Here is a 19986-nt window from a genome sequence, read left to right as displayed (position 1 = left end):
CCCGGTTTCCTCTACTGGTGCCGTCCGCCCATGTCCCGAGTGCTGCCCCTGTCCCTCCTGCTGTCGGCCGTGCTGGCCGCACCGGCTGCGCATGCCGCGCCGACGCCGATCACCATCGAACAGGCCATGGCCGACCCGGACTGGATCGGTCCGCCGGTCGAGAAGGCCTGGTGGTCGTGGAACAGCCAGCAGGTGGAGTACCAGCTCAAGCGCAACGGCAGCCCGGTACGCGATACCTTCCGCCAGCCGGTGGCCGGTGGCGTGGCCGCGCAGGTGGCCGATGACCAGCGCGGCACCCTGGACGTGGCCGAGCCGGTCTACGACCGCAGCCGCAGCCGCAGCGCCTTCGTGCGCAATGGCGATGTGTTCGTGCGCGACCTGCGCAGCGGCGCGCTGACCCAGCTCACCCGCAGCAACGAGCGCGCGGGCAACGTGAACTTTGCCGCCGACAACGGCGTGATCTGGCGCGTCGGCCAGAACTGGTTCCACTGGACCGCCGCCAGCGGCGTGCAGCAGGTGGCCAGCCTGAAGGCCGAGAAGGACCCGCGCACGCCGCCGAAGGCCGACGTGCTGCGCGACCAGCAGCTGCGCACGCTGGAAACCCTGCGCCGCGACCGCGACCAGCGCGAGGCATTGAAGGACCAGGACCAGCGCTGGCGCCAGGCCGACCCGACCCGCGCACCGGGCCCGGTGTACCTGGGCGCCGACGTCGAGATCGGTGACAGCGTGCTGTCGCCGGACCTGACCCACCTGATCGTGGTGACCAAGCCGAAGGACTTCGACGACGGCCGCACCAGCAAGATGCCGCTGTACGTGACCGAGTCGGGCTACGAGGAAACCGAGGACACCCGCACCCGCGTCGGCCGCAACGGCTTCGAGCCACACACCCTGTGGTACGTGGACGTGCGCACCGGCAAGGCCGAAAAGCTCTCGCTGGCCAGCCTGCCGGGCATCAGCACCGACCCGCTGGCCGAACTGCGCCGCAAGGCCGGCAAGGATGCGCTGAAGGGCGAGCGCAGCGTGCAGGTGATGAGCGACTTCATGGGCGGCGGCATCCGCTGGAGCGCCGACGGCCAGCAGGCCGCGGTGATGCTGCGTGCCAACGACAACAAGGACCGCTGGATCATCAGCGTCAATGCCGCCGACGGTCGCGTGCAGAACCGCCACCGCCTGACCGACAACGCCTGGATCAACTGGGGCTTCAACGATTTCGGCTGGATGGCCGATGGCCGCACGCTGTGGCTGCTGTCCGAGGAATCGGGCTTCTCGCACCTGTACACCCAGGCCGGCACCGCCAAGCCGCAGGCGCTGACCAGCGGCAAGTGGGAAACCTCGGCACCGGTGCCGTCGGCTGATGGCAAGGGCTTCTATTTCCTGTGCAACCAGCAGGCGCCGCATGACTACGAAGTCTGCGCGGTCGACACCGGCAACCGCCAGGTACGCGAGCTGACCAGCCTCAATGGCGTGGAAGACTTCTCGCTGTCGCCGGATGGCCAGCAGCTGCTGGTGCGTTACTCCGGTGCCTACCTGCCGCCGCAGCTGGCGGTGCTGCCCAGCACCGGCGGCCAGGCACGCGTGCTGACCGACACCCGCACCGCCGACTACAAGGCACGCCAGTGGATCCAGCCGAAGCTGGTCGCGGTACCGTCCAGGCACGGTGCGGGCGTGGTCTGGGCCAAGTACTACGAGCCGGAAAACAAGGAACCGGGGAAGAAGTACCCGATCGTGATGTTCGTGCACGGCGCCGGCTACCTGCAGAACGTGCACCAGCGCTACCCGGCCTACTTCCGCGAGCAGATGTTCCACAACCTGCTGGTGCAGAAGGGCTACATCGTGCTGGACATGGATTACCGCGGCAGCGAGGGCTACGGCCGCGACTGGCGCACGGCCATCTACCGCAACATGGGCCACCCGGAACTTGAAGACTACAAGGATGGCCTGGACTGGCTGGTCGACACCCAGCAGGGCGACCGTGACCACGCCGGCATCTACGGCGGCTCCTACGGCGGCTTCATGACCTTCATGGCGCTGTTCCGTGCACCGGGCACGTTCAAGGCCGGCGCCGCGCTGCGCCCGGTGGTCGACTGGCACAACTACAACCACGGCTACACCAGCAACATCCTCAACACCCCGGACATCGATCCGGAGGCGTACCGCGTGTCCTCGCCGATCGAGTACGCGCAGAACCTGCAGGACAACCTGCTGATCGCCCACGGCATGATGGATGACAACGTGTTCTTCCAGGACTCGGTGAACCTGACCCAGCGCCTGATCGAACTGCACAAGGACAACTGGTCGATCGCACCGTACCCGCTGGAACGCCACGGCTACGTGCGTGCCGATTCCTGGCTGGACCAGTACAAGCGCATCCTCAAGCTGTTCGAGCAGAACCTGAAGTGAGCAACGCCGCGGCCACGATCCGGATCGTGGCCGCGGTCATCCTGGATGACCGCGGCCGGGCGCTGCTGGTGCGCAAGCACGGTGCCCGCCGCTTCATCCAGCCCGGTGGCAAGCCCGAACCCGGCGAAGCACCGCTGCTGGCGCTGGCCCGCGAACTGCACGAGGAACTGGGCGTGCAGCTGCGCGCCGAGACCGCCATCGCGCTGGGCACCTTCGAGGACTGGGCGGTGAACGAGCCCGGCCACCGCGTGCAGGCCCAGGCCTGGTGGGTGCAGGTGGACGGTACGCCACAGGCGTGCGCCGAAATTGCCGAACTGGCCTGGGTGCCGCTGCAACCACCGCATGGCCTGCCCTTGGCACCCTTGAGCGAACACCATATCCTGCCGGCGGTCGCCACCCGGGTGACGGCCCGCTGAGCAGGCGGGCGCCGACTGCAAGGACATCGGATGTCAATGTCGATCCCGTCGATCCCCTCGCTGCCTCCCCCGGCCTATCACGCCTGGGTGCGTCCTGTCGCACAGGCCTCGTTCTGGCTGTCACTGGTGCTGACGATCTACTTCGTGCTGCAGGGACTGGTGCTGTGGCCGTTGCACAACCTCGCGCTGTGGCGCCTGGTGGAAAGCGAAGTGCAGCACCAGCAGCTGCACAGCCTGATCTGGCTGCTGGCGCACCCGGTAGCCGCATCGATGGTCGTCGCGCTGTTGTGCCTGGCCTCGACCGTATCCAGCTGGGGCCTGCTGCGCGAACGGCGCTGGGGCCTGTGGAGCTTCGTGGTACTGCTGCTGCTGAGTGGCCTGACCAACTTCGCGGCCGCCTGGTGGCTGGACCTGTTCATGGGCGACTTCATTCCGCTGCTGGCCAATGACCCGGCCCTGCTGCAGGAGCTGCAGCTGAAACGCTGGCTGATCACGCTGACCGTGGTCGGCATGTCGTTCGTGCTTCTCGGCCTGCAGGGCTGGCTGGCCTGGCGCCTGCTGCGGCCGGATGTGCGCTCGCGCTTCCACTGAGTTCTACCGATCCCCGTTCGACAAGGACTGTCGCATGCGCTTGCTGATGCTTCTTCCCGCACTGCTGTTCGCCGCGCTGCCTGCCAGCGCCGACGCGTTGCAGTGTGGCGAATACCGCAGCGCCGATGGCGGCACGGCGCTCGTGTTCACCACCCCCAGCAGCGGCTACCGCCACAACGACATCCGTGAACGGGAGCCACTATGGGTCGATCGCAGTGCGGCGCAGACCCGGTTGGTCATGCTCGACGATGGCGTGGCGCAACCGATCCGGATCAGCGCCGATGGGCACCGCATCGAGGACGACGTGGTGACCTACACGCTGAGCCACTCCCGCGCCTGCGCCATCGAACCCAGCGTGATGGACGGCAGCTGTCGCGCCGCCGGCAGCCACTGCATCGCGCAGCTGCCCACGGCCTCACCCGGCCAGGCCCTGCGCGCGTGCAATGAAGGCGTTGGCGCAGGCTGCTCGACGCTGCTGCGACAACTGCGCGAGAACAGCGCAGCAGTAGCCAATGACACCGGCCCGGCCCGCTTCGAGCGCCCGGGCATCTGCCGCGAACCCACACCTGGGCATGATCCGGAGGCCTGCGAGACGCAAACCAGTGATGCGCTGGCTGCCGCCATGCAGCAATTGGGCGAACGTCTGCAACAGGTAGACGAAGACGCGCTGGATTCGCCGCTTCCGGGCGCTGCACGTGATCGTCTGCAGCAGCTGTGCCTGCAACACCGTGGTGGTCGCTTCTGCACCGAGGTTGCCGAGCAGCAGTTGATCGCGCTGGAACCCGCGCTGGCCGTGCAGGCGCTGCAGGTCATCTGCGATGCGGGGCGCGCCAATGCCTGCGAACGTAGTGCGCCATTGCGTGAACTCGGCACCGATCTACGCCTCGTGCCTCTCCAGCAAGTGCCCTGTGGCCGCTATCAGGCCGATGGCGGCGCGATCGACAGGCTCGACTTCGGCGATGGCACGCGCGGCCGACTGGAAGACGGCGCCATCCACCTTCAGCAGGACGGCGAAACCCTTGTCCTGCGCCAGCTGGGCAACGGCGACCTGCTTGGCATGGATACGCAGACCGGTTACCAGCGCTACCAGCCGGTGCCCGGCACGGCACAATGCACGCCCCCGCGCGAGGGCCGTGATTCGCCGTAGCGCCTGGAGTTTCCCGTTCGATCGTCAAGGAGACGACATGCATTCACCCGCACCGCGCCGCCGCTGGCTGGTCTGGGCGCTGCTGCTGGCCGCGCCGATGGCCGCCGCACAGTCACCGCAATGCGGCCTGTTCAAGGCCGACGAAGGCAGCGGCACGCTGCGCATCAGCTCACCGAACCGCGGCGAGCAGAAGCACTTCGGCAGTGCGCCGTCTCCGGTCGCGTTCCAGCAGATCGACGGAAAGCTGCAACTGGTGAACCTGGAGTACGGCCTGCCCAGCGCGTTGCAGGTGCGCGATCGTGGCCGCACGGTCGAGGTGGATGGCACGGTCTACATCCTCCAGGCCCCCGCACAGTGCGCCGCCGCAGCCAGGCCGGCTGAAGGCAGCTGCCTGGCCGATGCGGCGGCGTGCCTGGACAACCGCCGTGAAGCGCCCCCGGCCGCGCTGGAAGCAGGGTGCCGGGAAGGCGTGCCCGGCATGTGCCTGCAGCTGGCCGATCGCTGGCATGACGAGGCCAGGGCGCCGGCCACGCCGGATGAGGCGCAGCAACAGGCCATCCTCGATACCGCACTGGCCGGCATCGAACTGCCTGTGCCGTGCCGGAATGGCGGCTTCAGCAACGAGACACCGGCCTGTGCAGCGGCGCTGGAAGCGGATCCGGCGCTGCAGGATCAGATCGTCAAGGCCGCGATGGGTGCGGCGATGGTCGAAGCCGTGAGCTCCGTGCTGTCACCCTCCACGCCGGTGGTGGTGCCGGCCGCGCAGCGCCAGCAGCTGTTGCAGTTGTGCCAGCAGGTCGGCCATGGCGGCTTCTGCAGCCGCGTGGCCGAGCTCTCGTGGGAATCCGGCGACCCCTTGCAGGCGGTGCAGGCACTGACCACAGCGTGCGCGCCCGGTAAGGAAAGCGCCGCCTGCGAGCGCCTGCCTGCATTGCAGGCGCTGGGCGCCTCGTTGCGGCCTCAGCCGGCTACGGCGCTGCCCTGCGGCACCTTCCGCGCCGCGGGTGGCCTGATGGATACGCTGGACTTCGGCGATGCAGGACGGGTCGGCATCGGCTGGGACAGCCAACTGCGTGCTCGTGTCGAAGACGGCGACATCCGCATCCGCCACGACAAGGGCGGCGACTTCGTGCTGCGGCCGTTGCCCGGGGGCCAGCTGCTGGGCCTGGACACGTGGACACGCTTCCAGGTGTTCGTGCCGACCGGCGAGGGCGCGAGCACCTGCAGCCCGCCGAAACACTACACGGTGCTGCCGCTGCCTCAGGACTGCCCGCAGGCGCTGGCCAGCGGCGGTGCCGAAGCCTGCTGCGCGCAGGGTAAGCTGCAGGGCTGCAACATTCTTGGCAACCGTCTTGCGCTGTCCGGCCAGTGGCGGCAGGCGGCAGAGCACTACACCACCGTGTGCCGTGCCGGCGTGCGCGAGGGCTGCGAAAACCTGGTCGCAGCGCAGGGCCGCAGCAGCGACATCGACGCCCATGCGACGCTGGAGCGGCTGTGTGCCGCCGACCGCAGCGGCCGCCACGTCGCCTGCGACGTGCTGGACACCGGAAACTGGAGCGCCCTGGAGCTGGGCCGTGTCCTGCAGGAGGCGGTGGACGAAGCGACGGCCGAGGACACTCCGGCGCCGCGCGCTTCCAACCGCAAGCGATGAGCCGGCCAAGGCCTGCCCGCAGCTTCGGGCGGGCCCTGCGGTAAAGTAGCGCCATGAACGAATTCGAGCGCGTGCGCACCTACCTCACCGACCTGCAGGACCGCATCTGTGCGGCGATCGAGGCCGTCGATGGCCAGGCCCGCTTCCAGGAAGACCTGTGGCAGCGGGCCGAGGGCGGTGGCGGGCGTACCCGCGTGCTGCGCGACGGCGCGGTGTTCGAGCAGGCCGGCATCGGCTTCTCCGACGTGGCCGGCAGCCGCCTGCCGCCGTCGGCCTCGGCCAACCGCCCGGAACTGGCCGGCGCCTCCTGGCGCGCCACCGGCGTGTCGCTGGTGTTCCACCCGCTCAATCCCTACGTGCCGACCACCCATGCCAACGTGCGCTTCTTCCAGGCGCAGCGCGACGGCGAAGTGGTGGCCAGCTGGTTCGGCGGCGGCTTCGACCTGACTCCGTTCTACCCGTTCGACGAGGACGTGCAGCATTGGCACCAGGTCGCCCGCGACCTGTGCACACCGTTCGGCGACGAGCGCTATGCCGCGCACAAGCGCTGGTGCGATGAATACTTCTTCCTGCGCCATCGCAATGAAACGCGCGGCGTCGGCGGCCTGTTCTTCGATGACCTGCACGGCGATTTCGAGCGCGATTTCGCTTATCTGCGTGCGGTCGGTGATGGCTTCCTCGACGCCTACCTGCCGATCGTGCAGCAGCGCAAGGACGCCGCATATGGCGAGCGCGAACGCGAGTTCCAGCTGTACCGCCGCGGCCGCTACGTGGAGTTCAACCTGGTCTACGACCGCGGCACCCTGTTCGGGCTGCAGAGCGGTGGCCGCAGCGAAAGCATCCTGATGAGCCTGCCGCCGCGGGTGCGCTGGGAGTACGGCTTCACCCCGGAAGCGGGCAGCGCCGAGGCGCGCCTGGCCGACTACCTGGTGCCACGCGACTGGCTCTGATCGTCCGGCGCCACGCCTGATCCGTGGCGCCTTCTTACGCCTGTGGTGCGCCCCGCGCCGGACAGGCCCTGCACTGCCTCCTTCAAGGATGACCCCATGCCTGCTGCTGTTCCCTTCCGCCCCCGCGCCGCGGGCTGGCGCTCCCTGCTGTTGCTTGCATTGGCCTCGGCCAGCCTGCCGGCCGCCGCGCAATCGATGGCCTGCGGCACCTACAAGGACGTCGACGGCAACACCACGCTGACCATCGAAAGTGAAGGCCATGGTTTCCTGTCCGGCCCCTACCAAGCCACCGAGCAGCTGCGCATCGCCCGCCAGGAGGACGTGCTCGGCACCGGCAACCTGTCCACCGGCCGCCTGGAAAACTGGTACTTCTCGGACAACGATCGCACGATCAGCACCCCCTATCGCGAATTCACCCGCGAGCACACCGCCGTCTGCAAGACGATGCCGGAGCCCATCGAGGGCGGCTGCGTAATGAACACCTCCGAGTGCCTGGAGGCGTTGCCGGAAGCCGAACCGCTGAAGCTGCATGCCTGGTGCGCCGAAGGCGTGGGCGCGGCCTGCATGCAGCTGCTGGAGACCTACCAGCGGCAGGCCAAGGACGCAGCGCCGGCGCCTGCACGTTCCGAGCCGCCGATGCCGGAGATCTGCAAGGAGGATTCGGCGTCGTTCAATGCCGAGGGCTGCAGGGCGATCGCCGAGGTGGTCGGCGCCGAGATGATGGGCAAGGCCGTGCTCGGCCTGCAGCATTCGAACGACCCTGTCTTGCCGTCCGCGCAGCTCGATGAACTGGCCGCACTGTGCCGGCAGCAGCACGGCGAGGCGTTCTGCGCCGACGTTGCCGAGGCGCTGTGGAGTGGTGGGCGCCTGTTGCAGGCCCATGACGCGCTGCAGCTGTCGTGCGCCCAGCGCGCGGAGGGCGTGGCCTGCGGCCGCGCCGAGGCGCTTGCCCGACTGGCCTCGGTACCGGCCGCCGCACTGGCCCCGGTGCCGGCTTCCGCGCTGCCCTGTGGGAGCTATGAAGCGGAGTACGGCGTGCTCTCGCAGCTGCGCTTCCTCGATGGTGGCCTAGTGGAAGCCGGGGGCCGCGACCAGCGCCTGCGCGCGAGCCTGCAGGACGGGCGCATCCTCATCCATCGCGACGTCGGCAGCGACTTCGTACTGCAGCCGCTGAAGAACGGAAACCTGGCCAGCGTCGACGGCGGCAACCGCTTCGCCTACTACGAGCGCAAGCCGGGCTCAGGCAATGCCAGCTGCGCACCGCCGGTGGCCTTCGTGGAGATCCCCCTGCCGCTGGACTGCCCGACCCTGGACCGCAAGGACGGCGCCAAGGCCTGCTGCACCGATGGCAAGCTGCTGGGCTGCAAGGTTGCCGGCGAGGCACTGTTCAAAAACGAACAATGGGCCGCATCGCTGTCCTACTTCCAGACGCTGTGCAGCGCGGGTGTGCGCGAAGGTTGCCTGGCAATGGCGGCGGTGTATGCGCATACCGCGGATCCGAAGATTCCGCAGGCCATGGCTGCGATCTGCGCGAAGGACGGCAAGGGCACCCACGTCGCCTGCGATGTGGACGCGACGCGCAACTGGCCGGCGCTGAAGGCTGAAGCCGCTCCCTGAGGCCAGGCACCTGTTGAGCCGGGCATGGGCCCGGCGCTACGAGGTCAGGTGCTCTTCCGCGCGATGATCGTGATGTGCCCGGTCGTCTCCAGCAGGGCGATCTGCACGTCCTCGATCCGCAGGCCGCCCTGTTGGCGCAGCGCGGCATCGAAATCGGCCCGGCTGATCAGTTCGCGGCGGAGAACGCCCTCCAACAGCCGGCCATCACGCGCGATCACGGTGGGCTCTCCTTCGATCATCCGCTCCATGCGCCGATTCCGGGTGGTCAACCAGCCCACCCCGTAGTTCAGCACGATCAGGGTGGCCGCCAGCAGCAGGCCACCGCCCAGCGAGGTGTCGGTGCCCAGCAGCGCGTTCTGCACCGCGTTGCCCAGCAGCACGATCAGCAGCACGTCGAAAGGCGTGATCTGCCCCAGAGCCCGCTTGCCGCCCAGCCGGACCATGCCCAGCACCACGACATAGACCACCACCGCGCGCAGGATGAATTCCCACCACGGCATGGCCAGGGCGAACAGGTCGGGCATGGTCTTCCCCTGCGGAACGGTGGCCCAGCCTAGCACCTGGGGTCAGATCCCTTTGCCCGGCGGGCAAAGGGATCTGACCCCCAGTGTGAAGGGATCTGACCCCCAGTGTGTGTTCCGTTGGCGCAAATAAAAAGCCCCGCTGACCAGGGGGAGGTCAACGGGGCCGGGGAACGGGCACTTGGGGAGGAGTCCCCGTTCCGAGATCTGCTCCAGGGGATGGGAGAGATCCACAACAGGCGTTGCGCCTGTCGGGAGTTATAGAAGCACTTCGAACACTAACGGTTCGTGAAGGGGCCCCATTTAATGAATTTCAATAGGGGCAACATTCATGGTCGAGTCAGAAACACCCGACTCATGAACAAATTCACGTCGTTTTCGGCCTGAAACACCGTCAGTGCGCTTCGTCCCAGTTGTTGCCGACGCCCGTGTCGACCACCAGTGGCACCCGCAGTTTGGCCGCTTGCGACATGCGCTCCACCACCTGCAAACGCAGGTCCTCGACGAAACTGCTTTCGGTTTCGAACACCAGTTCATCGTGCACCTGCAGGATCATCCGTGCCGGCGCCCCGCTGTCACGCAGCCACTGGTCCACATCCACCATCGCGCGCTTGATGATGTCGGCGGCAGTGCCCTGCATCGGCGCGTTGATCGCCGCGCGTTCAGCACCGGCACGCAGGCCCTGGTTGCGGGCGTGGATGTCGTTCAGGTACAGGCGACGGCCGAACAGGGTTTCCACGTAGCCCTGGTCACGGGCCTGCTGGCGCATCCGCTCCATGAAGTCGCGCACGCCCGGGTAGCGGCTGAAGTACAGCGCCACGTAGTCCTGCGCCTGGCCACGGTCGATGCCCAGGTTGCGGGCCAGGCCGAAGGCGCTCATGCCGTACATCAGGCCGAAGTTGATGGCCTTGGCGGCGCGGCGCTCGTTCGGGGTCACCTCCTCCAGCGTGCGCCCGAACACCTCGGCGGCGGTGGCACGGTGTACGTCGGCGCCCTGCTCGAAGGCACGCACCAGGCCCGGGTCCTCGGACAGGTGGGCCATGATCCGCAGTTCGATCTGCGAATAGTCGGCCGCCAGCAGCTGGAAGCCTTCCGGGGCGATGAACGCGCGGCGGATGCGGCGGCCGTCCTCGGTGCGGATCGGGATGTTCTGCAGGTTCGGGTCCGACGAGGACAGGCGGCCGGTGGCGGCACCGGACTGGTGGTAGCTGGTATGCACCCGGCCGGTGTCCGGGTTGACCATCTCCGGCAGCTTGTCGGTGTAGGTGCTGCGCAGCTTGGCCAACCCACGGTAGTCCAGGATGACCCGCGGCAGCTCATGCTGGTCGGCAATCGCCTCCAGCGCCTCTTCATTGGTGCTGGGCTGGCCCTTCGGGGTCTTCACCACCGCCGGCAGCTTCAGCTCGTCGAACAGCACCGCCTGCAGCTGCTTGGGCGAATCCAGGTTGAAGCTGCGCCCGGCCAGCTCGGTGGCCTTCTGCTGCGCGGCCAGCATGCGCGAGGACAGGTCCTGGCTCTGCCGGCGCAGTTCGTCGGTGTCGATCCGCACGCCATTGGCTTCAATGCTGGCCAGCACCGGCACCAGCGGCATCTCGATGTTGCGGTACACGCTGTCCAGCGCCGGCTCGGCCAGCAGCTGCGGCTGCAATGCGTGGTGCAGGCGCAGGGTGATGTCGGCGTCCTCGGCGGCGTAGCGGCTGGCTTCGTCGATGCCCACCTGCGAGAACGGGATCTGCTTGGCGCCCTTGCCGGCCACGTCCTCGAACTTGATGGTGCTGTAGCCCAGGTAACGCAGCGCCAGCGAATCCATGTCGTGGCGGGTGGCGGTGGAATTGAGCACGAAGCTCTCGAGCATGGTGTCGTCGTGGTAGCCCTGCACCGCCACGCCGTGGCGGCGCAGCACATGCAGGTCGTACTTGCCATGCTGGCCCAGCTTCTTCTTCGCCGGGTCCTGCAGCGCCGGGCGCAGTGCGTCCAGCACCTGCTGCATGGGCAGCTGGGCCGGCGCACCCGGGTAATCGTGGCCGACCGGAATGTACGCCGCCCTGCCCGGCTCGACGGCCAGGCTGATGCCCACCAGGCGCGCGCGCATCGCGTCCAGCGCATCGGTCTCGGTATCGAAGCTGATCAGTTCGGCCTGCTGCAGGCGTTCGACCCAGGCCTGCAGCTGCTCGGCGGTCAGCACGGTCTCGTACTCACCCGGCGCGGACAGTGCCGGATCCAGCGTGCCAGCGGCGGGCGCCTCGACGCTGCCACGGGCGAAGCCAGCGGCGGTGCCACGCAGGCTCGGGGTCGCCTCGCTGGCGGCCACCGGTGCCGGCACCGGCGCGCCCAGCTCCTTCAGCGCCTGGGTGAAGCCATAGCGCGTATACAGCTCGGTCAGCGCCGGCACATCCTGCTCGCGCAGGGCCAGCGTGGTCGGGCTGGCGTCCAGCTGCACGTCGGTACGGATGGTCACCAGCTCGCGGTTCAGCGGCAGCCGCTCCAGCGCGGCGCGCAGGTTCTCGCCGATCTTGCCCTTCATGGCCGGCGCGGCCGCCATCACGCCGTCCAGGTGCTGGTACTCGGCCAGCCACTTGGCGGCGGTCTTCGGCCCGCACTTCTCCACGCCCGGCACGTTGTCGACCGCGTCGCCCATCAGCGCCAGCAGGTCGATGATCTGGTCGGCGCGCACGCCGAACTTCTCCATCACCGCCGCATCCGAATCCATGCGGCTGCCGGTCATGGTGTTGACCAGCTCGATGCCCGGGCGCACCAGCTGGGCGAAGTCCTTGTCGCCGGTGGAAATGGTCACCTTCAGGTCCTGCGCCAGGCCCTGAAGGGCCAGCGTGCCGATCACATCGTCGGCCTCCACGCCGGGGATGCGCAGGATGCTGATGCCCAGCGCTTCGACGATGCGGCACATCGGCTCGACCTGGCTGCGCAGCTCATCGGGCATCGGCGGGCGGTTGGCCTTGTACTGGTCGTACAGGTCGTCACGGAAGGTCTTGCCCGGCGCGTCGACCACGAACGCGACGTAGGCCGGGCGCTCCTTCAGCGTCGAACGCAGCATGTTGACCACGCCGAACAGCGCGCCGGTGGGTTCACCCTGTGCATTGGACAGGGGCGGCAGCGCGTGGAACGCGCGGTACAGGTAACTGGACCCGTCGATCAGGACTAATCTGCTCATGTGCCGATTCTACGCGCCCGTGCCTGCACCGCGGCGACACGGCCCGTACACCGCGATGGGGCATAATCAGGGCTCTTTCCAGGCAAAGGCCCCGCCGATGAAGACCCTGATGCTGGCTTCCCTGCTCCTGCTCGCTGGCTGCGCCAGCATGGGTGGCGCGGGCGCTCCCCCGGTGGACGTCAAGGGCGCGGATGTATCCAAGCGCACCATGGACAACGGTGACACCATCGAGGAATACCGCGTGTCCGGCCAGCTGCGCATGGTCAAGGTGACCCCGTCGCGCGGTGCCCCGTTCTACATGTACGACAAGAACGGCGACGGCCGCATGGACAACGACAGGGACGGCGTGTCGCCGGTCTACTGGAAGCTGTACAGCTGGTGAGGTGACCGGGGTTGTGACCGGGGTCGGATCCCTTTCCACAGGAAAGGGCTCTGACCCCCTCGAAGCCACCGGCACGGCCCCGATCCCCCCACAAAAAAACAACGCCGGCGCGCATCCTGCGGCCGGCGTCGGGTCCCCTCCCCGGGAACGCTTGAATCAGCGGGTATGGATCAGCGGATGACCAGCACCGGCAGCGTGCTGCGTGCCAGCACTTCGGCGGTCTGGCTGCCCAGCAGTACACGGGTCACGCCGCGGCGGCCGTGCGAGGTCATCACGATCAGGTCGCTGTTGCGCTCACCGGCGGTCTCGATGATGCCGTCGGCCGCATAGCGGTCCAGCACGTGTACCGGGTTGGCGGTGATGCCCTGCTCGGCGGCCTTGGCCAGCGCCGGCTGCAGCACCTTCTGCGCGCCTTCCTCGCGGTCGGCCTTGTATTCGGGGCTGTTCATGTAGCCCACGCTCCAGCCCATGGCGTCGTACATGCCGACGGCCCACGGCTCGGAAACAGTGACGATATCGACCTCGGCGTTAAGGTCCTTGGCCAGCTCCAAGCCCTTGGCCAGGCCCTTGTCGGCCAGTTCGGACCCGTCAGTGGCAATCAGGATGCGCTTGTACATGGTGGGGCTCCGTGGCGGTCTGCCAGATGGGAACGACACCATTGCACACCGTATGTGCAGGCGGCGCCTTGAGCAGGATCAATCCGGCGCCGCGCAGCGGCGTGTGCGCACCGTCACGTGGTCCGGGGGACAGGCTCGGCCCGCCCTCTTCTGTAGAGCCGAGCCCGTGCTCGGCTGCTTCTGGCGGGAAGAGCAGCCGAACATGGGCTATGCCGGTCGTCCTGACCGGCACCCTTCGGGCCGTCGCAAGCGACGTTGGCAGCGGCTCCTGCCGCTACCTTCGGCTCTACAACAATGTCGCTCAGGCGATCTGCACGATGCGCGCGTTCTGGCACAGCGGGTAGCTGGCCACGAACTCGTCAATCGCATCGCGCATCGCCTCGAACGATTGGCCGTACATGTACAGCGCGGTCTCGGTCGGGCCCTGCCACCAGCTGCAGATCTCGCCCAGGCCGTCGATGTTCCCGGACAGCTGCTCGAACACGTGGTTGGAATCGCACTGCTCGTAGACCTCGTCCGGCAGGTTCAGGCCATCCAGGTAGATGCCCAGGCCTTCGGTCACGCCGAAGCTGCGATCGGCCTCGCCTGCGCCCTGTATCTGCGAACCCTTCGGTGCACCCAGCTGCTCCAGCAGGTCGATCAGCTTCGGCACGCCCGCGGCATCGACCAGTGCCACTTCGATATCGCCGTATTCGACCTCACCCAGGTCGGACATCGCGGTGCCGCCGCCGGTCAGCTCGCCCACCTGGGCCGCCTGCAGCAGCGCGTCGAGCGGATCCTCGAACAGTTCGTGGCGGTGCTCCGGCTGCAGCCGGGCGTTCAACTTCACGGTGACGTGCAGCGTGGGTTCGGTCATGGGGGCGTTCCTGGAAGAAGTGCCACCTATTGTAGAGCCGAGCCCATGCTCGGCTGCTTCTGGCCGGAAAAGCAGCCGAGCATGGGCTCGGCTCTACAACAGCCTGTCAACGCAGGAACGGCGTGACCTTGCGCTTCAGCAGTTCCACCAGCACCGGGTCCATGTACTCGTAGTCATCCGGAATATCCAGGCAGATCACCCGCTTGCCGTTCAACCAGGCCTTGTAGCGGCTGGACAGCCGATTGCGGTGGGCGCGCTCCATCACGAACACGATATCGGCCCACTGCAGCAGCTCGGGGCTGAGCACTTCCTCGGCGTCGGCCAGCAGCCCGGCCGAGGCGGTCTCGATGCCCGGCCAATCGGCGAATACCTGCTCGGCCGTCGGGCTGCGCAGGCGGTTCTGGCTGCAGAGGAAGAGCACATTGCGGGTCATGAGCGCAGCCTAATGGGGGCAGAGCCCTTTTCCAACGGAAAAGGCTCCGGCCCCAACCACGTGCATTCCGCGATGGGGTCAGAGCCCTCCCTGCGGGAGGGATCCGACCCCTCGACGGCGATCAGATCACCGTCAGGTTGGCGTAGGCCATCACCAGCCACTTGCTGCCGGCATCAGCAAACTCGACCTGCACGCGGGCGTGCGCGCCGCTGCCTTCGTAGTCGGTCACCATGCCTTCGCCGAACTTGGGATGGGTAACCAGCGCACCGAGCTTGACCGGCGGCGCCTCGATCGAGGCATGGCCCATCACCCGGCTGGCGCCCATCGAAGCCGGGCGCGAGACCTGCACCTTCGGGCGCACTTCGTGCAGCAGTTCGCGCGGAATCTCGCGCAGGAAGCGTGACGGCAGGCTGTAGTTGTCCTGGCCGTGGATGCGGCGCGATTCGGCATAGCTCAGCACCAGCTTCTGGCGCGCGCGGGTGATGCCGACATAGGCCAGGCGGCGCTCTTCTTCCAGCCGCCCGCTTTCCTCCAGCGAGCGTGCGCTGGGGAACAGGCCTTCTTCCAGGCCGGCCAGGAACACCAGCGGGAATTCCAGGCCCTTGGCCGAGTGCAGGGTCATCAGCTGCACGCCCTCTTCGCCTGCCTGCGCCTGGCCCTCACCGGCCTCCAGCGCGGCATAGGCCAGGAACGCGACCAGCTCGTCCATGTCCTCGCCCACTTCCTCGATGTCGTCGGCCCGGCGCACGAAGCGCGAGGCCACCGAGACCAGTTCGTCGAGGTTGTCGGTGCGCGACTCCGAGTCCAGCGCATTGCGGCTTTCCTTGCTCCAGTGCTCGCGCAGCTGCGAGCGGGCCAGCACGTGGTCCACGCGCTCGGCCAGGGTCATGTGCACGGTCTGCGCCTGCAGCTCGTTGACCAGCCCCAGGAAGCCGGCCAGCGCATTGCGCGCGCGTGCGGCCAGCGCGTTGCCCTGGGTGACCAGCATCGTTGCTTCCCACAGCGAGATACCCTGCGCGCGTGCCTCGCGGCGCACTTCGTCCAGCGTGCGGTCGCCGATGCCCCGGGTGGGCGTGTTGACCGCGCGCTCGAACGCGGCGTCATCGTTGCGGTTGGACAGCAGGCGCAGGTAGGCCAGCGCGTCCTTGATTTCGGCACGCTCGAAGAAGCGCATGCCGCCATACACGCGGTACGGCACCTGCTCGCTCAGCAGCGCTTCTTCCAGCGCGCGCGACTGCGCGTTGCTGCGGTAGAGCACGGCCACTTCGGTGTAGCTGCCACCGTCGCGCACCCACTGGCGGGCACGCTCGACGATGTAGCGTGCCTCGTCCATCTCGTTGTACGCGGCGTACAGGTCGATCGGCTCGCCGTCACCGCTGTCGGTCCACAACTGCTTGCCGATGCGATCCGGGTTGTGCGCGATCACCGCGTTGGCAGCGCCGAGGATGTTGGCGGTGGAGCGGTAGTTCTGCTCCAGGCGGATGGTCTGCGCGCCCGGGAAATCGCGCAGGAAGCCCTGCACGTTCTCGACCTTGGCACCGCGCCAGCCGTAGATGGCCTGGTCGTCGTCGCCGACCACGAACACGTGGCCGGAATCGCCGGCCAGCACGCGCACGAAGGCGTACTGGATGGCATTGGTGTCCTGGAACTCGTCCACCAGGATCTCGCGGAAGCGGGCGCGGTAGTGCGACAGCAGCGCCGGGTTGTCGCGCAGCAGTTCGTGCGCGCGCAGCAGCAGCTCGGCGAAGTCGACCAGGCCGGCGCGGTCGCAGCGCGCCTGGTACTCGATGTAGGCCTGGCGCATGGTCTCCAGCCACGCGTCGTGCGGTTCGGGCTGGATGTGCTGCGGGCGGCGGCCCTCGTCCTTCTGCGCGTTGATCCACCACGATATCTGCTTGGGCGGGTACTTGCCGTCGTCCAGCTCCAGCGCCTGCACCACGCGCTTGACCAGCCGCAGCTGGTCGTCCGAATCCATCACCTGGAAGCCTTCGGGCAGCTTCGCGTCCTGCCAGTGCAGGCGCAGCAGGCGGTTGGCCAGGCCGTGGAAGGTACCGATCCACATGCCACGGCTGCCATGGGGCAGCTGTGCGTCGATGCGGTGGCGCATTTCGCCGGCCGCCTTGTTGGTGAAAGTCACCGCGAAAATGCCGTGGGTCGGCACGCCGTCGACTTCATGCAGCCAGGCGATGCGGTGGGTGAGTACGCGGGTCTTGCCGGAACCGGCACCGGCCAGCACCAGGTGGTGGCCGGGGGGAGCGGAGACGGCTTCGCGCTGGGCCGGGTTCAGGCCATCAAGCAGGTGGGAGACATCCATGCCCCCATTTTACGGCATCGCCGTCGCGGCTCCTGCGACCACCTGGGTGGCCAGTGCCTGCGCCTGCTGACGCAGTTCAGGCACCGCCAGGCTTTCCCACAGGCTGCCGATGCGCAGGCTGCCGAGTACGCCCAGCCGCGCCTGCGGCTGGCCACCGGCGGCACGCAGGCGGTCGCCCGGCACTGTGCTGTCCAGGCCCAGCCCGTGCGGGCCGGGGCGGGCCAGGCCATCGCTCTGCAGCTGTTGCAGCAAGGGATTGCGCAGCGCGCTGGCGCGGGTTTCCACGCCGGTGGCGTTGATCACGCCGCCGATTGTCCAGTGCTGTTCATTGCCAGACGGAGCGCGGCCAGAAAGCCGCAGCGCTTCGCCTTCGCGGCCGACGCGTTGCAGGCGGGACCGGTGAATACGCAGTTGGCCGCTTTCGATCAGCGCCTGCAGCTGTGCGTCGACCTCTTCGGCGATGCGGTGGCGATGCACGTCCCAGTAGCGCACCACATGGCGCAGGAAGCGGCGCTGGTCGGCCGCGTCGAGGCTGCACCACAGTGCCTGCCCGTGCGGACGGATGCGGTCCATCACCCCCTGCCACGGCAGACCATCGGCCTGCGCCTGGCGCGCGAACCCGCGCAACGCGCGCAGGCGCTGGCGCAGGCTCATCGGCAGCAGCGCAGCCGGGTCGAACGCGGGCAGGCCGCCATGCGCATGCGGCAGCGGCAGCAGGCCATGGCGCGAGATCACGTGCAGCGGGCCGGTGTGGCCGGCAGCAACCAGCGCCAGCACGGTGTCGGCCATGCTCAGGCCGGAGCCGACGATGGCCACGGCCTGCTCACCGGCCAGGGTGCGTACGCCGTCGTAGTCCCAGGCCTCGATCACGTCATCGGCAGGCAGCGCATCGGCACCGGCCACCGGCAGCGGCCGCATGCTGTTGCCGGTGGCCAGCACCGCCTGTGCGGCGTGCAGCGTCTGGCCATCGCCCAGCAGCAGCCGGTAACCATGGTCATCCGGCTGCAGGCCCAGCACCGGCTGCGCGATCACCTGCAGCTGCGCCGGGCTGGCTGCGGCAGCCTCCTGCAGGCGCTGCTGCAGGTAGGCCGCAAAGTGGTGGCGGCACACGTAGCGCTCGCCCAGCACCTCGCGCGCCTCGCCCGGGTAGGCATTGGCGGCCATCAGGTAGTCGAGGAAGTCGCCGGGCTGGTCGGCAAACGCACTCATCTTCGCCGCCGGCACGTTCAGCAGGTGCTCCGGCCACGGCGTGGCATAGGCGATGCCCTGCGCCAGCTGCGAAGCCGGTTCGAAGATGGCCAGCGCCAGCGGCGCCTGGGCCTGGCGCAACACCTGGATCGCCACCAGCACCCCGGCCGCACCACCACCGATGATTGCCAGGTCCAGTTCGCCATTACGCGGTGAATCAGTCATGCGCCGATTGTAGGCCATCGGCGATGACGGGCCGGATTGCCGAAGCGGGCGGTTGCCGCCGTTTCACATCAACGCATCGGCCAGCCGTGCGATGCCTTCGCGGCTGCGCCGCCACGTGGGACGGCTGCGCCACTGCTGCAGGTCCAGCTGCCGCGACTCGCGCAGGTAGCCATCCTCGATCGCGCACAGCTGCTGCACCAGCGCACGGTCGTAGCAGACCAGGCCGATTTCGGCATTCAGCGCGAACGAGCGGATATCCATGTTGATCGAGCCGAGCACGGCGATGTCCTCGTCCACGCTCATGTGCTTGGCGTGCAGGAACTGCGGCTCGTACAGCGCGATGCGCACGCCACAGCGCAGCAGCTCGTCGTAGTAGGCCTCCTGCGCCCACGACGTCAGCCGCTGGTTGTTGCTGGCCGAGAGGATCAGCTGCACCTGCACGCCGGACAAGGCCGCAATGCGCAAGGCGCTGAGCGTGGCTTCGTCGGGCACGAAATACGGGGTGACCATCACCAGCCGGCGCCGCGCCAGGTGGATCAGCGCCGCCACCGCATCGCGTGCGTTGCTGTAGGGATAGGCGGGGCCGCTGGGCAGCAACTGTGTGGCGATGTCGTCGCTGCACTCGGGCACATCGGCGATCACGTCCAGGCGCTGGCCGGTTTCCATGTACCAGTCGCTGGCGAACACCGCTTCCAGATGCGCCACCGCCGGGCCGCGCACGCGCGCCACCAGCTCGCGGTTCGGGTGGCCAGGCACGAACTGCGGGCCGGCCAGGTTCTGCGAACCGACATAGGCCACTTCGTTGTCGATCACCGCGATCTTGCGATGGTTGCGCAGGTCCATGCGCCCGCTGCGGCGCCAGCGCAGGCCACCGGGCAGCATCGCGCGCACTTCGATGTCGCGCGCCTGCAGGCGCTTGCGATAGGCACGCAGGCCGCGCTTGGCGCCCACCGCGTCGAGCAGCACGCGGCACTGCACGCCACGTGCAGCCGCACGCTGCAGGGCCTCGACGATCGCCTCGCCCACCGCGTCGTCGAACATCAGGTAGTACAGCAGGTGCACGCGGTCTTCGGCCTGGTCGATGTCGGCGATCAGCGTGTGCAGTGATTCGTCGTAGTCGGTCAACAGATCGACGGCGTTGCCGTGCACCGGCATGAAGTCGCCCTGGCGCTGCACCAGCGGCACGATCTCGGCGCTGGCGGTGTCCGGCTGCGGTGTCCAGCGCAGGCGATGCTGCAGCGCCTGTTCCTCGCGGATGACCTGCGAGGCCTCGGCCTGGCGGCGGATGCGCTCGCGCGACAGCCATGGGTGGCCGAACAGCAGGTACAGCGGCAGGCCCAGCAGCGGCACGAAGCCCACCAGCAGCAGCCAGCTACGCGCCGCCCCCGGCGTGGTGCGGGTGGGGATCCAGCACAGTGCAACCAGCCGGATCAGCCAGTCGATCAGCAGCAGGTACGAACCCAGCAACCACTCGAACAGCATCGTGTCGCCCGTCGGGAGGTGATGGGC

Annotated in this window: 16 protein-coding genes; 8 read left to right on the top strand and 8 right to left on the bottom strand. The window is 68.2% G+C overall.

Translation table 11 applies throughout. The annotated features are described in order from the left end of the window. Window positions 1-30 precede the first annotated feature (30 nt). The 7 genes from E5790_RS10445 (at window position 31) to E5790_RS10415 (ending at window position 8772) form a co-directional block, all read left to right on the top strand. A complete protein-coding gene (locus tag E5790_RS10445; RefSeq protein ID WP_111205370.1) occupies window positions 31-2400 on the top strand; it encodes a S9 family peptidase in 2370 nt (789 codons plus the stop codon). Beyond that, window positions 2397-2816: an NUDIX domain-containing protein gene (locus E5790_RS10440; protein WP_111205371.1), complete on the top strand. Its 420-nt coding sequence runs from the start codon at window positions 2397-2399 to the stop codon at window positions 2814-2816. Before E5790_RS10445 ends, E5790_RS10440 begins: the two co-directional genes overlap by 4 nt. A 30-nt stretch (window positions 2817-2846) precedes the next feature. Beyond that, window positions 2847-3407: a hypothetical protein gene (locus E5790_RS10435; RefSeq protein ID WP_111205372.1), complete on the top strand. Its 561-nt coding sequence runs from the start codon at window positions 2847-2849 to the stop codon at window positions 3405-3407. Window positions 3408-3441: 34 nt separating this feature from the next. After that, the gene (locus E5790_RS10430) at window positions 3442-4554 is read left to right on the top strand and encodes a hypothetical protein (RefSeq protein WP_111205373.1); all 1113 of its coding nucleotides are present in this window, start codon (window positions 3442-3444) and stop codon (window positions 4552-4554) included. A 37-nt stretch (window positions 4555-4591) separates the two neighbouring features. Next, window positions 4592-6205: a hypothetical protein gene (locus tag E5790_RS10425; protein WP_075075834.1), complete on the top strand. Its 1614-nt coding sequence runs from the start codon at window positions 4592-4594 to the stop codon at window positions 6203-6205. A gap of 53 nt (window positions 6206-6258) precedes the next feature. Then, window positions 6259-7155 carry an oxygen-dependent coproporphyrinogen oxidase gene (hemF, locus tag E5790_RS10420; RefSeq protein WP_014648860.1) on the top strand — a complete coding sequence of 299 codons (897 nt, stop codon included), beginning with the start codon at window positions 6259-6261 and terminating at the stop codon, window positions 7153-7155. A 96-nt stretch (window positions 7156-7251) separates the two neighbouring features. Further along, the gene (locus tag E5790_RS10415) at window positions 7252-8772 is read left to right on the top strand and encodes a hypothetical protein (protein WP_111205374.1); all 1521 of its coding nucleotides are present in this window, start codon (window positions 7252-7254) and stop codon (window positions 8770-8772) included. A gap of 44 nt (window positions 8773-8816) precedes the next feature. Here the strand turns inward: E5790_RS10415 and E5790_RS10410 are convergent, their stop codons facing one another. Together E5790_RS10410 and polA are read right to left on the bottom strand one after the other, a co-directional pair. After that, on the bottom strand, window positions 8817-9296 hold the full coding sequence (locus tag E5790_RS10410; RefSeq protein ID WP_014648862.1) for a YetF domain-containing protein: 480 nt from the start codon (window positions 9294-9296) through the stop codon (window positions 8817-8819). A gap of 391 nt (window positions 9297-9687) precedes the next feature. Continuing rightward, window positions 9688-12462, bottom strand: coding sequence for a DNA polymerase I (gene polA / locus E5790_RS10405; protein WP_111205375.1), 2775 nt, complete (start codon window positions 12460-12462; stop codon window positions 9688-9690). 97 nt (window positions 12463-12559) lie between these two features. Between polA and E5790_RS10400 the strand changes: the two genes are divergently transcribed. Continuing rightward, window positions 12560-12844, top strand: coding sequence for a DUF2782 domain-containing protein (locus E5790_RS10400; RefSeq protein WP_111205376.1), 285 nt, complete (start codon window positions 12560-12562; stop codon window positions 12842-12844). Between the two features lie 170 nt (window positions 12845-13014). Here the strand turns inward: E5790_RS10400 and E5790_RS10395 are convergent, their stop codons facing one another. The 6 genes from E5790_RS10395 to cls all read right to left on the bottom strand — a co-directional run bounded on the left by E5790_RS10395 (window position 13015) and on the right by cls (window position 19959). After that, on the bottom strand, window positions 13015-13461 hold the full coding sequence (locus E5790_RS10395) for a universal stress protein (protein WP_005411629.1): 447 nt from the start codon (window positions 13459-13461) through the stop codon (window positions 13015-13017). Window positions 13462-13762: 301 nt separating this feature from the next. Next, window positions 13763-14317: a hypothetical protein gene (locus E5790_RS10390; protein ID WP_049442082.1), complete on the bottom strand. Its 555-nt coding sequence runs from the start codon at window positions 14315-14317 to the stop codon at window positions 13763-13765. 106 nt (window positions 14318-14423) lie between these two features. After that, a complete protein-coding gene (locus tag E5790_RS10385; RefSeq protein WP_032960648.1) occupies window positions 14424-14750 on the bottom strand; it encodes a low molecular weight protein tyrosine phosphatase family protein in 327 nt (108 codons plus the stop codon). Between the two features lie 121 nt (window positions 14751-14871). Beyond that, window positions 14872-17064 (bottom strand): DNA helicase II, encoded by a 2193-nt coding sequence (gene uvrD, locus E5790_RS10380; RefSeq protein ID WP_136191740.1) that lies wholly within the window; start codon window positions 17062-17064, stop codon window positions 14872-14874. Between the two features lie 9 nt (window positions 17065-17073). Beyond that, a complete protein-coding gene (locus tag E5790_RS10375) occupies window positions 17074-18495 on the bottom strand; it encodes an FAD/NAD(P)-binding protein (RefSeq protein ID WP_111205378.1) in 1422 nt (473 codons plus the stop codon). 45 nt (window positions 18496-18540) lie between these two features. Beyond that, the gene (gene cls, locus E5790_RS10370; RefSeq protein WP_014648869.1) at window positions 18541-19959 is read right to left on the bottom strand and encodes a cardiolipin synthase; all 1419 of its coding nucleotides are present in this window, start codon (window positions 19957-19959) and stop codon (window positions 18541-18543) included. Window positions 19960-19986 lie beyond the last annotated feature (27 nt).

This window comes from Stenotrophomonas sp. PAMC25021 (assembly GCF_004795795.1).
GTDB classification, from domain to species: Bacteria; Pseudomonadota; Gammaproteobacteria; order Xanthomonadales; family Xanthomonadaceae; genus Stenotrophomonas; species Stenotrophomonas muris.
Note: the sequence above shows the minus strand (reverse complement) of the source record. Positions and strands in the feature narration are given on the sequence as shown.